The organism is Ancylobacter aquaticus (assembly GCF_004339465.1).
GTDB classification, from domain to species: Bacteria; Pseudomonadota; Alphaproteobacteria; order Rhizobiales; family Xanthobacteraceae; genus Ancylobacter; species Ancylobacter aquaticus.
The window spans coordinates 104,500-116,296 of the sequence record NZ_SMFY01000001.1; the positions used below are offsets into that span (position 1 = coordinate 104,500).

At 69.1% G+C, this 11,797-nt stretch carries 13 protein-coding genes; all 13 read left to right on the plus strand.

All coding sequences use genetic code 11. The features are described from left to right. The first annotated feature begins 92 nt into the window (after positions 1-92). Complete coding sequence (gene trpS, locus EV667_RS00550; protein WP_131833401.1) at positions 93-1,124, plus strand: tryptophan--tRNA ligase; 1,032 nt, start codon at positions 93-95, stop codon at positions 1,122-1,124. A 36-nt stretch (positions 1,125-1,160) separates the two neighbouring features. After that, positions 1,161-1,658 carry a universal stress protein gene (locus EV667_RS00555; RefSeq protein WP_131833402.1) on the plus strand — a complete coding sequence of 166 codons (498 nt, stop codon included), beginning with the start codon at positions 1,161-1,163 and terminating at the stop codon, positions 1,656-1,658. Positions 1,659-1,782: 124 nt separating this feature from the next. Then, positions 1,783-2,337, plus strand: a complete 555-nt coding sequence (locus EV667_RS00560; protein ID WP_131833403.1) for a NifU family protein — start codon at positions 1,783-1,785, stop codon at positions 2,335-2,337. Positions 2,338-2,436: 99 nt separating this feature from the next. Then, positions 2,437-3,120: a tRNA (adenosine(37)-N6)-threonylcarbamoyltransferase complex dimerization subunit type 1 TsaB gene (gene tsaB, locus EV667_RS00565; protein ID WP_131833404.1), complete on the plus strand. Its 684-nt coding sequence runs from the start codon at positions 2,437-2,439 to the stop codon at positions 3,118-3,120. Continuing rightward, the gene (locus tag EV667_RS00570) at positions 3,117-3,623 is read left to right on the plus strand and encodes a GNAT family N-acetyltransferase (protein ID WP_131833405.1); all 507 of its coding nucleotides are present in this window, start codon (positions 3,117-3,119) and stop codon (positions 3,621-3,623) included. The genes tsaB and EV667_RS00570 overlap by 4 nt, the downstream gene beginning before the upstream one ends. Positions 3,624-3,716: 93 nt before the next feature. Further along, positions 3,717-4,184: a Fur family transcriptional regulator gene (locus EV667_RS00575; protein ID WP_131833406.1), complete on the plus strand. Its 468-nt coding sequence runs from the start codon at positions 3,717-3,719 to the stop codon at positions 4,182-4,184. 4 nt (positions 4,185-4,188) lie between these two features. Continuing rightward, on the plus strand, positions 4,189-4,959 hold the full coding sequence (gene olsA, locus EV667_RS00580) for a lyso-ornithine lipid O-acyltransferase (RefSeq protein ID WP_131833407.1): 771 nt from the start codon (positions 4,189-4,191) through the stop codon (positions 4,957-4,959). Between the two features lie 262 nt (positions 4,960-5,221). After that, positions 5,222-6,646 (plus strand): tRNA (N6-isopentenyl adenosine(37)-C2)-methylthiotransferase MiaB, encoded by a 1,425-nt coding sequence (gene miaB / locus EV667_RS00585; protein WP_131833408.1) that lies wholly within the window; start codon positions 5,222-5,224, stop codon positions 6,644-6,646. Positions 6,647-6,744: 98 nt separating this feature from the next. Continuing rightward, positions 6,745-7,767 (plus strand): PhoH family protein, encoded by a 1,023-nt coding sequence (locus EV667_RS00590; protein WP_131834947.1) that lies wholly within the window; start codon positions 6,745-6,747, stop codon positions 7,765-7,767. Further along, a complete protein-coding gene (ybeY, locus tag EV667_RS00595) occupies positions 7,764-8,279 on the plus strand; it encodes an rRNA maturation RNase YbeY (protein ID WP_131833409.1) in 516 nt (171 codons plus the stop codon). The genes EV667_RS00590 and ybeY overlap by 4 nt, the downstream gene beginning before the upstream one ends. Before the next feature lie 24 nt (positions 8,280-8,303). Then, positions 8,304-9,551 carry a hemolysin family protein gene (locus tag EV667_RS00600; RefSeq protein ID WP_131833410.1) on the plus strand — a complete coding sequence of 416 codons (1,248 nt, stop codon included), beginning with the start codon at positions 8,304-8,306 and terminating at the stop codon, positions 9,549-9,551. A 45-nt stretch (positions 9,552-9,596) separates the two neighbouring features. Beyond that, positions 9,597-11,198 carry an apolipoprotein N-acyltransferase gene (gene lnt, locus EV667_RS00605; protein WP_131833411.1) on the plus strand — a complete coding sequence of 534 codons (1,602 nt, stop codon included), beginning with the start codon at positions 9,597-9,599 and terminating at the stop codon, positions 11,196-11,198. A gap of 110 nt (positions 11,199-11,308) precedes the next feature. Further along, a complete protein-coding gene (locus tag EV667_RS00610) occupies positions 11,309-11,719 on the plus strand; it encodes a helix-turn-helix domain-containing protein (RefSeq protein ID WP_131833412.1) in 411 nt (136 codons plus the stop codon). The last annotated feature ends 78 nt before the right edge of the window (positions 11,720-11,797 follow it).

Below are 11,797 nucleotides of genomic sequence, written 5' to 3' on the forward strand. Positions count from 1 at the left end.
CGCTTGCCCCTGAAGGTCATGCGTGCCATAGCGCCCCCGCGCCGGGGGCTATTTCCACGGCACGGCAGGGCGCAGACCAAGGACGTCCCGACATGGAATTCAAGCCGCTCGTGTTCTCCGGCGTCCAGCCGACCGGAAACCTGCATCTCGGCAATTACCTCGGCGCCATACAGCGCTTCGTGGCGCTGCAGGAGAGCCATGACTGCCTGTATTGCGTCGTGGACATGCACGCCATCACGGTGTGGCAGGACCCGGCCGACCTGAAGCGGCAGATTCGCGAGGTCACGGCCGCCTTCATCGCTTCCGGCATCGACCCCACGCGCCACATCGTGTTCAACCAGAGCCAGGTCTCGGGCCATGCCGAGCTCGCCTGGGTGTTCAACTGCGTGGCGCGCCTCGGCTGGCTCAACCGCATGACCCAGTTCAAGGAGAAGGCCGGCAAGGACCGCGAGGCCGCGTCCGTGGGCCTCTACGCCTACCCGAACCTGATGGCCGCCGACATCCTGCTCTACCGCGCCACCCATGTGCCGGTGGGCGAGGACCAGAAGCAGCATCTGGAACTGACCCGCGACATCGCGCAGAAGTTCAACAACGATTTCGGCCCCTCCATCGCCGCCAACGGGCTGGGCGAGGCGTTCTTCCCGCTGCCCGAGCCGCTGATCGGCGGGCCGGCGGCGCGGGTGATGAGCCTGCGCGACGGGGCGAAGAAGATGTCGAAGTCGGACCCCTCCGACCTCTCGCGCATCAACCTCACCGACGATGCCGACCTCATCGCCTCGAAGATCCGCAAGGCCAAGACCGACCCCGAGCCGCTGCCCTCCGAGGCGGACGGGCTGAAGGGCCGGCCGGAGGCGGAGAATCTCGTGGGCATCTATGCCGCGCTGGGCGCGGTGGCGCGCGACGAGGTGCTGACGCAGTTCGGCGGCGGCCAGTTCTCCACCTTCAAGGCGGCGCTGGTCGACCTCGCGGTCGCCAAGCTCGGGCCGATCGGCGCCGAGATGCAGCGGCTTGTCGCCGAGCCGGAGCATATCGACGCGATCCTGCGCGACGGCGCGGCGCGGGCCCGGGTGCTGGCGGAGGCCACCATGGCCAATGTCCGCGACATTGTCGGCTTCGTGCGCTAGTTTTTCGCGGTCATACCGACCGTCGGGGGAGAGCCCATGCCGCGCCGGCGCCAAAGCCACGAACCCGGCCACCGCCGGAAGTTTCTCGTCCTCGCCGACGACACGCCGGAATGCGACCGCGCGCTCTATTACGCGGCGCGGCGCGCGGCGCGGACCGGCGGCGGCGTGGTGCTGCTCAGCGTGCTGCAGCTGGACGACGCCCCCAGCCAGTGGCTCGGCGTCGCCGACCTGATGCGGGCCGAGGCGACCGACAAGGCCGAGGCCCGGCTCGACCTGCTCTCCGCCCGGGCGCAGGGCGTTTCCGGCATCGACCCCGAACGGGTGCTGCGCGAAGGCGCCATCGCCGAGCAGATCCACAGAATCATCGAGGAAGACGAGGACATCGCCATCCTCGTGCTCGCCGCCGGCACCGGCCATGAGGGACCGGGCCCTCTCATCGCCTCGCTGGCCAAGGGGGGATGGGCGAGCCTGCCGGTGCCGATAACCCTCGTGCCGGGCACGCTCTCCGACACGGAGATCGACGCGCTGGCGTGAGCGGGAACGGCGTCGCCGGCGAGAGGAGGCGCCCGCCTCTTCCCCTCGTACCGGTCAGAGCTTATCTAAAGTGCAGATTCCCCCGTCGCCGCGGCCTTGAACCCCGGTTGGCAAGGAGACCGACATGTTCATCCAGACAGAAGCCACGCCAAATCCTGCCACGCTGAAATTCCTGCCCGGCCGGTCCGTGCTCGGGGACGGCACCTTCGAGGCGCGCGACGCCGACGAGGCCGCCCGCTCGCCGCTGGCGGTGCGGCTGTTCGAGGTGCCGGGCGTTGCCGGCGTGTTCTTCGGCTCCGATTTCGTCACCGTGACCAAGGCGCAGGGCGACTGGGCGCATCTCAAGCCCGCGATTCTCGGCGCCATCATGGAGCATTTCGTCTCCGGCCAGCCGATCCTGCCCGAAGACCATGAGCACACCGCCGACGACGCTTTCTTCGAGGCCAAGGATGCCGGGCTGGTCGATACCATCCGCGAGCTGATCGACACCCGCGTGCGCCCGGCCGTCGCCAATGACGGAGGCGACATCACCTTCCGCGGCTACAAGGACGGGGTGGTGTTCCTGGCCATGAAGGGTTCCTGCGCCGGCTGCCCCTCCTCTACCGCGACGCTGAAGAACGGCATCGAGAACCTGCTGCGCCATTTCGTGCCCGATGTCGTCGAGGTCCGCCCGGTCTGAGGACGGCGGCGCGCAGGCGCCGGCCGTTCCCTTCCCATACGGGCGCGCACATGTGCATGGTGGCGCATGCACCGCGTTCCACCCTGTTGATTCTGGCTCATGCTGATCCTCGCCATCGACACCGCGCTTGAGGCCTGTTCGGCGGCCCTGCACGACATGGGCACCGACCAGACCCGCGCGGTGGAACATGTTGTCATGGCGCGCGGCCATGCCGAATCGCTGATCCCGATGGTGGAGCGGGTGCTGGTGGCGGCGGGCGCGGACTTCACCGAGATCGACCTGTTCGCCGTCACTGTCGGCCCCGGCAGCTTCACCGGACTGCGGGTCGGCATCTCCGCCGCGCGCGGCTTCGGCCTTGCCACCGGCAAGCCGGTTCTCGGCCTGCCGACGCTGACGGTGCTGGCCGCGCCGCTGCTGGCGCGCGACGACGCGGTGCCGGTGGCCGCCGCCATCGACGCCCGCCACGGCAATGTCTATCTGCAGATGATCGGCCCGGCCGGCCGGGTGCTGGTGAGCCCCCGCGTCATGAGCGTGAAGGACGCCGCCCGCTCGGTCGCCAACGGGCCGGTGCGGCTGGTGGGCTCCGGTGCCGGCCTGCTTGCCGATGCCTGGCCGATGGGCGCGCAACCGCCTGTCGAGGTGCGGGCCACCGCGACGCCGGACCCTGTGTGGCTGGCACGCATCGCCAGCGTCGCCGATCCCGCCCGCTCCGAGCCCAAGCCGCTCTATCTGCGCGACGCCGACGCCAAGCCGCAGACCGGCGGGCGGATCGCCCGTCGATGACCGGCCTGCCGGCATGGCTCGGGTGGATGACGCGCCGGCGTGCCCGCGAGGTCTCGCTGCGCGCCCTGCGCGCCGGCGATGCCGAGGCGCTGGCGCGGATTCACGCACAGTCCTTCCGGCTTGGCTGGGACGCGGCCGAGTTCGAGCGCCTCATCGCCAACCGGCTGACCCGCGGCCTTGTGGCCACCGATGGCCCCGGCGGCGCGCCGGTCGGCTTCATCCTGCTGAGCGGGGTGACGCCGGAAATGGAGATTCTCTCGATTGCGGTGGACCGCCGGCGGCGCGGTTCCGGCATCGGATTGAAGCTGGTGCAGGCCGCCTTCGGCTCGCTGGCGGCGGAGGGCTATCGTGCCGTGTTCCTCGAAGTCGAGGACGGCAACGCGCCCGCCTTGCGGCTCTACGCCCGTACCGGCTTCCGCGAAATCGGCCGCCGTCCGGGCTATTATCGCGACAGCGCAGGGATGCCGGTGGCCGCGCTCACCATGCGGCGCGACATCGCCTGAGAGAAACCATTGCCCTTGCGGGCTTTGCTGCGCCATAAGGCGGACGGGCGCGGAAAGACCGGCCGATGCGGGCTGAAGGAAACAGGCCGAGGAATGAACGACAAGCCGACAGCGATCGAGGAAGCCTGCGTCACGCTGGGCCTGCGGATGACCGACCAGAGGCGGGTGATCGCCCGCATCATCGCCGATGCGCAGGACCATCCCGATGTCGAGGAACTACACCGGCGCGCCGTCGCGGTGGATGACCGCATCTCCATCTCCACCGTCTACCGCACGGTGAAGCTGTTCGAGGATGCCGGCATTATCGCCCGCCACGATTTTCGCGATGGCCGCTCGCGCTACGAGCCGGTGCCGGACGAGCACCACGACCACCTCATCGACGTGCGCAGCGGCCATGTGGTGGAGTTCCGCTCCGAGGAGATCGAGCATCTTCAGGAGGAGATCGCCCGCAAGCTCGGCTACCGGCTGATCGGCCACCGGCTGGAGCTCTACGGCGTGCCGCTCGACACGCCGCCGGCCGCCGAGCCCCCCAAGCCTTCCGATCCGTCGCGGAAGGACTGACATTTTGCGGGCCTGGCTGGTGATCGTTCTGGTCGTGCTCGTTACGCTGGTCGGCATCCCGTTGCAGTGGCTGTCGGTGGCGCTGAGGCTACCGACGCGGCGGACCTTGCCCGTGCTGTACCATCGCACCATTCTGGCGCTGGTGGGTGTGCGGGTGCGGGTGATCGGGAAGCCGGCACCGACGCGGCCGCTGCTGATCCTCGCCAATCACGCCTCCTGGCTGGATATTCCCGTGCTCGGCTCGCGCCTGCCGCTGTGTTTCGTCGCCAAGAGCGAGGTGGCGGCCTGGCCGGGCATAGGCCTGCTGGCGAAGCTCCAGCGGACCATTTTCGTCGACCGCTCCTCGCGCACCGCCACCGGCCGCGTGGCGGGGGAGATGGCGGCGCGGATGAATGACGGCGACCCGGTGGTGCTGTTCGCGGAAGGCACCTCCAGCGACGGCAACCGGGTGCTGCCCTTCCGCTCGGCACTGGTCGGCGCCGCCCGCCAGAGCCTGGGCGAGGAGGCCGGGGCGGCGGCGATCCAGCCGCTCGCCATCGCCTATGTCGGGCTTTCCGGCCTGCCGCTCGGCCGTGCCGGGCGCCCGCGCCTCGCCTGGTATGGCGACATGGACCTCGCCCCGCATTTGATGGAGGTGCTGCGGCGCGGCGGCATCGAGGTGGAACTGCGCTTCGGCGAGACGCTGGCGGCGGGCGGGCGCAAGGCGGCGACGCAGGAGGCCGAGCGCGCGGTTCGCACCCTGCTGGCGCAGGCTCTTACCGGGCGGCCCAGATGAGAGACAGCGTGCGGTATTCAAGGCTTTGCGGCGGCAGGAGCGGCGCGAGCGCATTTCCTTTTCGCGGGAATCCCGCTACACAGAAACTCTGGGCGTCACTTCTGGAGAGCTGGACGATCTCGACCTGCGCGATACCGAGTTGGGACCGGGCGGCGATGGATGAGGGCGCCTTGCGAGCGCGCGCCCGCCGCGTCCTCGGGTTGCCAACGCAGACTGCCGCCGCGTCGTCCGACGCCGCGCGGCACGGGTCGATCGACACGCAATGAGTGAAACGCGCAAGCTCTACGTCCGCTCCTTCGGCTGCCAGATGAACGTCTATGACGCCCAGCGCATGACGGACACGCTGGCAAAAGAGGGCTATGTCGAGACCGACAGCGCCGACGACGCCGATCTCGTCATCCTCAACACCTGCCATATTCGCGAGAAGGCCGCCGAGAAGGTCTATTCGGAGCTTGGCCGCCTGAAGAAGGCGCAGGAGGAGGCCGGCCGCCGGCAGATGGTGGCGGTCGCCGGCTGCGTGGCGCAGGCGGAAGGCGCCGAAATCCTCAAGCGCGCCCGCGGCGTCGACCTTGTGGTCGGCCCGCAGAGCTACCACAAGCTGCCCGAGCTGGTCGCCGATGCCCAGCGGCGCGGCGGCAACCGGCGCGCCGGCATCGTCGAAACCGAATTCCCGGTCGAGGACAAGTTCGATTTCCTGCCCCCGCCGACGCGGGCGGCGATCGCCAAGCGCGGCCCGGCGGCGTTCGTCACCGTGCAGGAAGGCTGCGACAAGTTCTGCACCTTCTGCGTGGTGCCCTATACGCGCGGGGCCGAAGTGTCGCGCCCGCTGCCGAAGATTCTCGACGAGGTGATCCGCCTCGCCGAGGCCGGGGTGCGCGAGGTCACGCTGATCGGCCAGAACGTCAACGCCTATCACGGGCTCGACGCCGGCGGCCGCAGCGCCAACCTGCCGGAACTGGTCCGCCGCATCGCCGAGGTGCCCGGCATTGCCCGCGTGCGCTACATGACCAGCCATCCGCGCGACATGGATGACGAGCTGATCGCCGCCCATCGCGAGATGCCGGCGCTGATGCCCTATCTGCACCTCCCCGTTCAATCCGGCTCCAACCGCATCCTCGCCGCGATGAACCGCAAGCATGACCGCGAGCTGTTCTTCGAGATCGTCGCCAAGGTGCGTGCCGCGCGCCCGGACATCGCCTTCTCCTCGGATTTCATCGTCGGCTTTCCCGGCGAGACCGACGCCGATTTCGCCGACACGATGGACCTTGTGGACAAGGTGGGCTTCGCCTCCGCCTATTCGTTCAAATATTCCTCGCGCCCCGGCACCCCGGCGGCGGGCATGGACGGGCAGGTGCCCGAAGAAGTGAAATCGGCCCGCATCCACGCGCTGCAGGCGCGGCTCGACGCGCAGAAAACCGCGTTCGATGTCGCCTGCCGGGGCCGGGTGCTCGACATACTTGTGGAGAAGCCGGGCCGTTTCCCCGGCCAGCTCATCGGGCGCTCCCCCTATCTGCAGTCCATCGTCGTCGACGGCCCGCTGGAGGCCATCGGCACGCTGGCGCAGGTGGAGGTGCGCGAGGTGAGCACACGAAATCTTACGGGCGAGATACGCGGCGGCGAATTCTTCGTCGAACGGCCGTCGCGCGAATCGCGTTTCATCGGGCAGAGCGAGAAGCTGGAGGCGTGAGCGTGCGTCGACCTGGTAGTGGATCTGGTAGCGAGACGGAACGTGCCTTGGCCTCACCGCGCGCGGCGCCGCGCCCCACGCCGGCGCCCCCGCGCTGGATGGAGCCGCCCGATGACGAGGCGCCCGGACAGATCGTCCTCGCCTTCGACGACAACCGGATCGCCAGCCAGCTTTTCGGCCATTACGGACAGAACCTCGCCTTGATCGAGCGGCGGCTGGAAATCGTCGCCGAGCAGCGCGGCAACCATGTCACGCTGGAAGGCCCGCGCGAGGCCTGCGAGCAAGCGCGCCACGTGCTGGAGACGCTGTATGCCCGGCTGAAGAAGGGCGGCGAGCTGCTGCCCGGGGATGTCGAGGGCGTGCTGCGCGAGGCCGCCGCGCAGGGGCAATTGTTTGAATTCGACGCTGCCACCAAGACGCAGAGCTTCGACGAGATCCAGCTCCGTCGCCGCCCGGTGCGCGCCCGCACCGCCGCGCAGGACGCCTATATCCGCGCGCTCAAGCGCCAGACGCTGGTATTCGGCGTCGGCCCGGCCGGCACCGGCAAGACCTGGCTGGCGGTGGCCTATGCCGTCCACCTGCTGGAGCGCCGCGTGGTCGACCGGCTCATCCTCTCCCGCCCGGCGGTGGAGGCGGGCGAGCGGCTCGGCTTCCTGCCCGGCGACATGAAGGAGAAGGTCGATCCCTATCTGCGCCCGATCTACGACGCGCTGCACGATTTGATGGACCGCGCCTTCGTCGAGCGGGCGATGATTTCGGGCGAGATCGAGATCGCCCCGCTGGCCTTCATGCGCGGACGCACGCTCGCCAATGCCTGCGTCATCCTCGACGAGGCGCAGAACACCACCTCGATGCAGATGAAGATGTTCCTCACCCGGCTGGGCGAGAACTCGCACATGATCATCACCGGCGATCCCAGTCAGATCGACCTGCCGCCGGGGCAGACCTCCGGCCTCGCGGAGGCGGTGGGGCTGCTGAAGGACGTCGAGGGCGTCGAGATGTGCCATTTCAGTGCCGCTGACGTGGTGCGCCACGAACTGGTCGGCCGTATCGTCGCCGCCTATGACACCAAGGACGCGGCGGCGCGGGCAGCCGCCCCCGCCGGAATGCCGCGCCGATGAGCGAGGCGCCGCGCATCGAGGTCGACGTGCTGGTCGAGGCCGAACCCTGGTCGTCCCTGGCCGGTGCCGAGGATCTTGTCACGCGCGCGGTGCTCGCGGCCTGCGCCGGGGCGCTGAGCGACTACGAGATCGACATGGACGGCGCCGAGATCGCGGTGAAGCTGACCGACGACGCCACCATCCGGGCGCTCAACCGCGACTGGCGCGGCAAGGACTACGCGACCAACGTGCTGTCCTTTCCCACCCCCGAGGTAGCGCGCGCCGGCGGCGATCCCCATCTGGGCGACATTGCCATCGCCTATGAGACGCTGGCGCGGGAGGCGCAGGCGGAGGGCAAGCCGCTCGCCGACCATCTCGCGCATCTGGCGATCCATGGTACGCTGCATCTGCTCGGCTACGACCACGAGGTCGCGGAAGAGGCCGAGGAGATGGAGGCGATGGAGCGCCGCGTGCTCGCAGAGCTTGCGATTGCCGACCCCTATGCCGACACTGAACCCGTTCTCACTCCCTGACCCGAGCAACTGACCCAAAGAGCGATGTCCGATCCTGTTTCAAGCTCGCCCTCCGCCCCCCGGGGCGGTGAGGGCCCAAGTAGCGGCGCCTCCGGTAACGGCGCTTCCAGTAGCGCCACGGCGAGCGCCGGGCAGCGAAGCAAGGCCGGCGGAGGCTCCAGCGAGCCCCGCGCCGGCTTTTTCGACCGGCTCCGCCACCTCATTGGCGGCAGGCGTTCCACCGGCTCGCTGCGTACCGATCTCGCCGCCATCCTCGCCGCGACCAGCGCCGAGCCCGGCGCCGACCTGACCGCCACCGAGCGGACGATGCTGAAGAGCATCCTCGATCTGCGCGAGCTACGCATTGGCGACCTGATGGTGCCGCGAGCGGACATCGTCGCCGTGCAGAAGGACATTTCGCTGGGCGAACTGCTCGCCGTCTTCGCCGATGCCGGGCATTCGCGCCTCGTCGTCTATGACGACACGCTCGATGACCCCGTCGGCATGGTCCATATCCGCGATCTCGTGACCTATCTGACACAGCGCGCGATGACACCCCGCGCCGGCACGTCGCGCGCCCCGACCCCGCGAAACGGCACGCGCGAGGCCGCCGTCGCCGAGGCGCCCGCCATGGGCGGCAAGGCCCCCCGGCCGGCCTTCAACCTCAAGGCCATCGATCTCAGCAATTCGCTCAGCGGCGCCAAGCTGATCCGCCGGCTGCTGTTCGTGCCGCCTTCCATGCCCTCGATCGAGCTGCTCGCCAGCATGCAGGCGAGCCGTATCCATCTCGCCCTCGTCATCGACGAATATGGCGGGACCGACGGCATCGTCTCGATGGAGGATCTGGTCGAGGAGATCGTCGGCGACATCGAGGACGAGCACGACGAGGACGAGACCCCGACCATCGCCCGCCAGCCCGATGGCAGCTTCATCGCCGACGCTCGCGCCAGCCTCGAGGATGTCGCTGACATGATCGACCCGGCGTTCGCGCTCGGCGAGGAGGCCGAGGAGGTCGATACGCTGGGCGGTCTGATCGTCACTTTGGCCGGCCGCGTGCCGGTGCGCGGCGAGATCGTGCCGGGGCCGGGCAATTTCGAGATCGAGGTGCTCGATGCCGATCCCCGGCGGGTCAAGCGCCTGCGCCTCTCGCCCAGCCGTGGCGAGGGGAGTGCCGACGCCCGGCTGGCCGTCGGCGAAAGCGCCCCGGCCGCGGCGCGGGCCCTGCCGCCGCCGGCCCAGCAGGCCGGCGAGGCTTTCCGCAGCGACCCGCGCCGCGACACCGATGCTGCGTGACATGAGGGTTGGTGCCCGGGCAGGCGCCCGGCTCGGGCTCTGCCGGTGCTGACCCCCGATCGCCTGCAGGCCGCGTCCGGCCGCTGGCGCGCGCTTGCCGCCCTTGCGGCCGGCGGGCTCTCGGCGCTGGCCATGCCGCCCTTCGGGCTGTGGCCGGTGCTGGCGCTGACGTTGCCTGTGCTGGTGTTTCTGATCGACGGTACCGCCGGCCTGCCGCTGCGGCGGGCGCTGCGGGCGAGCTTCTTCGCCGGCTGGCTGTTCGGCATGGGCTATTTCGTCGCCGGCCTGTGGTGGATCGGCCAGGCGTTTCTCGTGCAGGCGGAAATCTTCATGTGGCTGATGCCGTTCGCGGTGATCGGCCTGCCTGCCTGCCTCGCGCTTTATACCGGGCTCGGCTGCGTGCTGGCCCGGCTGCTGTGGACCGCCGGGCCATCGCGCATTCTCACCTTCGCCGCGGCGCTTACCCTGGCGGAGACAGCGCGGGGCACGCTGCTGACGGGCTTCCCCTGGAACGATTTCGGCTATGCGCTGGCCACCGACCTGCGGTTTGCCCAAAGCGCCTCGGTGATCGGGATCATCGGCCTGTGCCTGATCACGCTGGCGACGCTGGCGAGCCCGGCGGCGCTGTTCAGCCCGCTCGGTTCGCGCCGTGCCCGCCACGTGCCGCTCGTCCTTGCGGTCGGGCTGCTCGCGGCCCTGTGGACAGGCGGCCAGTGGCGCCTGGCCACCACCGACGTCGGAACGGTGCCTGACGTGCGGCTGCGGCTGATGCAGCCGGACCTGCCGCAGGACCAGAAATTCCGCTACGACGCCCGCCGCACCGTGATGGACCTCTATCTCGCCACCAGCGAGAGCGCGGGCGGACTTGCCGGCGTGACGCACCTGTTCTGGCCGGAATCGGCCTTCCCGTTCTTCCTCGAACGCGAGCCCGAAGCGCTGGCGCGGATCGTGGCGATGCTGCCGCGCGGCACGACACTCGTCACCGGCGCCGCGCGCTACCAGCCGGTGCCGGGCCGCGAGCGGCCGGACGTGTTCAATTCCGTGCGGGTGATCGATTCGCAGGGGACGATCCGGGGGAATGCCGACAAGGTCCACCTTGTTCCTTTCGGCGAATATCTACCGTTTCAGGAAACGCTGGAGGCGATCGGGCTGGAGGCGCTGACCCGCCTGCGCGGGGGCTTTGCCGCCGCGACCTCGCGCAGCCTGCTCGCCATTCCCGGCCTGCCCGACGCGGTGCCGCTGATTTGCTACGAGGCGATCTTTCCCGACGAGGTGATGCCCGCGTCCAGCGCGGGGCCCGGCGGCCCGGGGACGCGACCGGGTTTTCTGCTCAACCTGTCCAATGATGCCTGGTTCGGGCTCACCCCGGGTCCCTACCAGCATTTCGAGCAGTCCCGCCTGCGGGCGATCGAGCAAGGGTTGCCCCTGGTCAGGGTAACGAACAATGGCATCTCTGCCATTGTCGACCCACTGGGACGAATCAGGGCGATTCTACCCTTGGGTGTGCGAGGCGTACTGGACGACAGCCTGCCGCAAGCTCTGTCCTCCACCCCTTATGCCTCATTCGGCAGGGGGATACCCGGAATGTTGCTTATGGGCTGCCTCGGCGTTGCGCTCGTGCTGCGTCTGCGAGCTATGCACGTCTAGATTGATCGACGCCGGCACGCGCTGCGCCTAAAGTGCGAGCGGGCTCGGGCACTGCTTCTCTCCCTCTGAACCGGGGGGGAGGTATTTTTTGTTTGCAGTCGGGGAAGCCGATGACGAAGAAATCTCCCAATCCCGTCGACAAGTATGTCGGCAGCCGGGTCCGCATGCGCCGCATGATGGTCGGCATGAGCCAGGAAAAACTCGGCGAGAGCCTCGGCATCACCTTCCAGCAGATCCAGAAATACGAGAAGGGCACCAACCGTATCGGCGCCAGCCGCCTGCAGAATATCTCGCAGGTGCTCTCGGTGCCGGTGGCCTTCTTCTTCGACGGCGCGCCCACCATGTTGGGCGACGTCGCCGGCTTCTCCGAGGACGCCTCGCCGGCCTATGTCTCTGATTTCCTGGCATCGTCGGAAGGGCTCGCCCTCACGCGCGCCTTCCTCAAGATCGCCGACAGCAAGGTCCGCCGCCGTATCGTGGACCTGGTGGAGGCTCTGGCCGAGCCGACCCCGGCGGCGTGAGGCGTGACGCCGGAGCGTTCTTTTTTCCGAACGATTCCGCCTTTAAAACCTTGACCGTCCCGACCGCGCTTGCAAAAG

What these genes read in the sequence shown, in the direction of transcription:
- EV667_RS00610 (WP_131833412.1), top strand. Translation starts at nt 11,309, where the DNA reads ATGACGAAGAAATCTCCCAATCCCGTCGACAAGTATGTCGGCAGCCGG.
- miaB (WP_131833408.1), top strand. Translation starts at nt 5,222, where the DNA reads ATGAGTGAAACGCGCAAGCTCTACGTCCGCTCCTTCGGCTGCCAGATG.
- EV667_RS00555 (WP_131833402.1), top strand. Translation starts at nt 1,161, where the DNA reads ATGCCGCGCCGGCGCCAAAGCCACGAACCCGGCCACCGCCGGAAGTTT.
- EV667_RS00600 (WP_131833410.1), top strand. Translation starts at nt 8,304, where the DNA reads ATGTCCGATCCTGTTTCAAGCTCGCCCTCCGCCCCCCGGGGCGGTGAG.
- tsaB (WP_131833404.1), top strand. Translation starts at nt 2,437, where the DNA reads ATGCTGATCCTCGCCATCGACACCGCGCTTGAGGCCTGTTCGGCGGCC.
- trpS (WP_131833401.1), top strand. Translation starts at nt 93, where the DNA reads ATGGAATTCAAGCCGCTCGTGTTCTCCGGCGTCCAGCCGACCGGAAAC.
- EV667_RS00590 (WP_131834947.1), top strand. Translation starts at nt 6,745, where the DNA reads ATGGAGCCGCCCGATGACGAGGCGCCCGGACAGATCGTCCTCGCCTTC.
- EV667_RS00570 (WP_131833405.1), top strand. Translation starts at nt 3,117, where the DNA reads ATGACCGGCCTGCCGGCATGGCTCGGGTGGATGACGCGCCGGCGTGCC.
- EV667_RS00575 (WP_131833406.1), top strand. Translation starts at nt 3,717, where the DNA reads ATGAACGACAAGCCGACAGCGATCGAGGAAGCCTGCGTCACGCTGGGC.
- ybeY (WP_131833409.1), top strand. Translation starts at nt 7,764, where the DNA reads ATGAGCGAGGCGCCGCGCATCGAGGTCGACGTGCTGGTCGAGGCCGAA.
- EV667_RS00560 (WP_131833403.1), top strand. Translation starts at nt 1,783, where the DNA reads ATGTTCATCCAGACAGAAGCCACGCCAAATCCTGCCACGCTGAAATTC.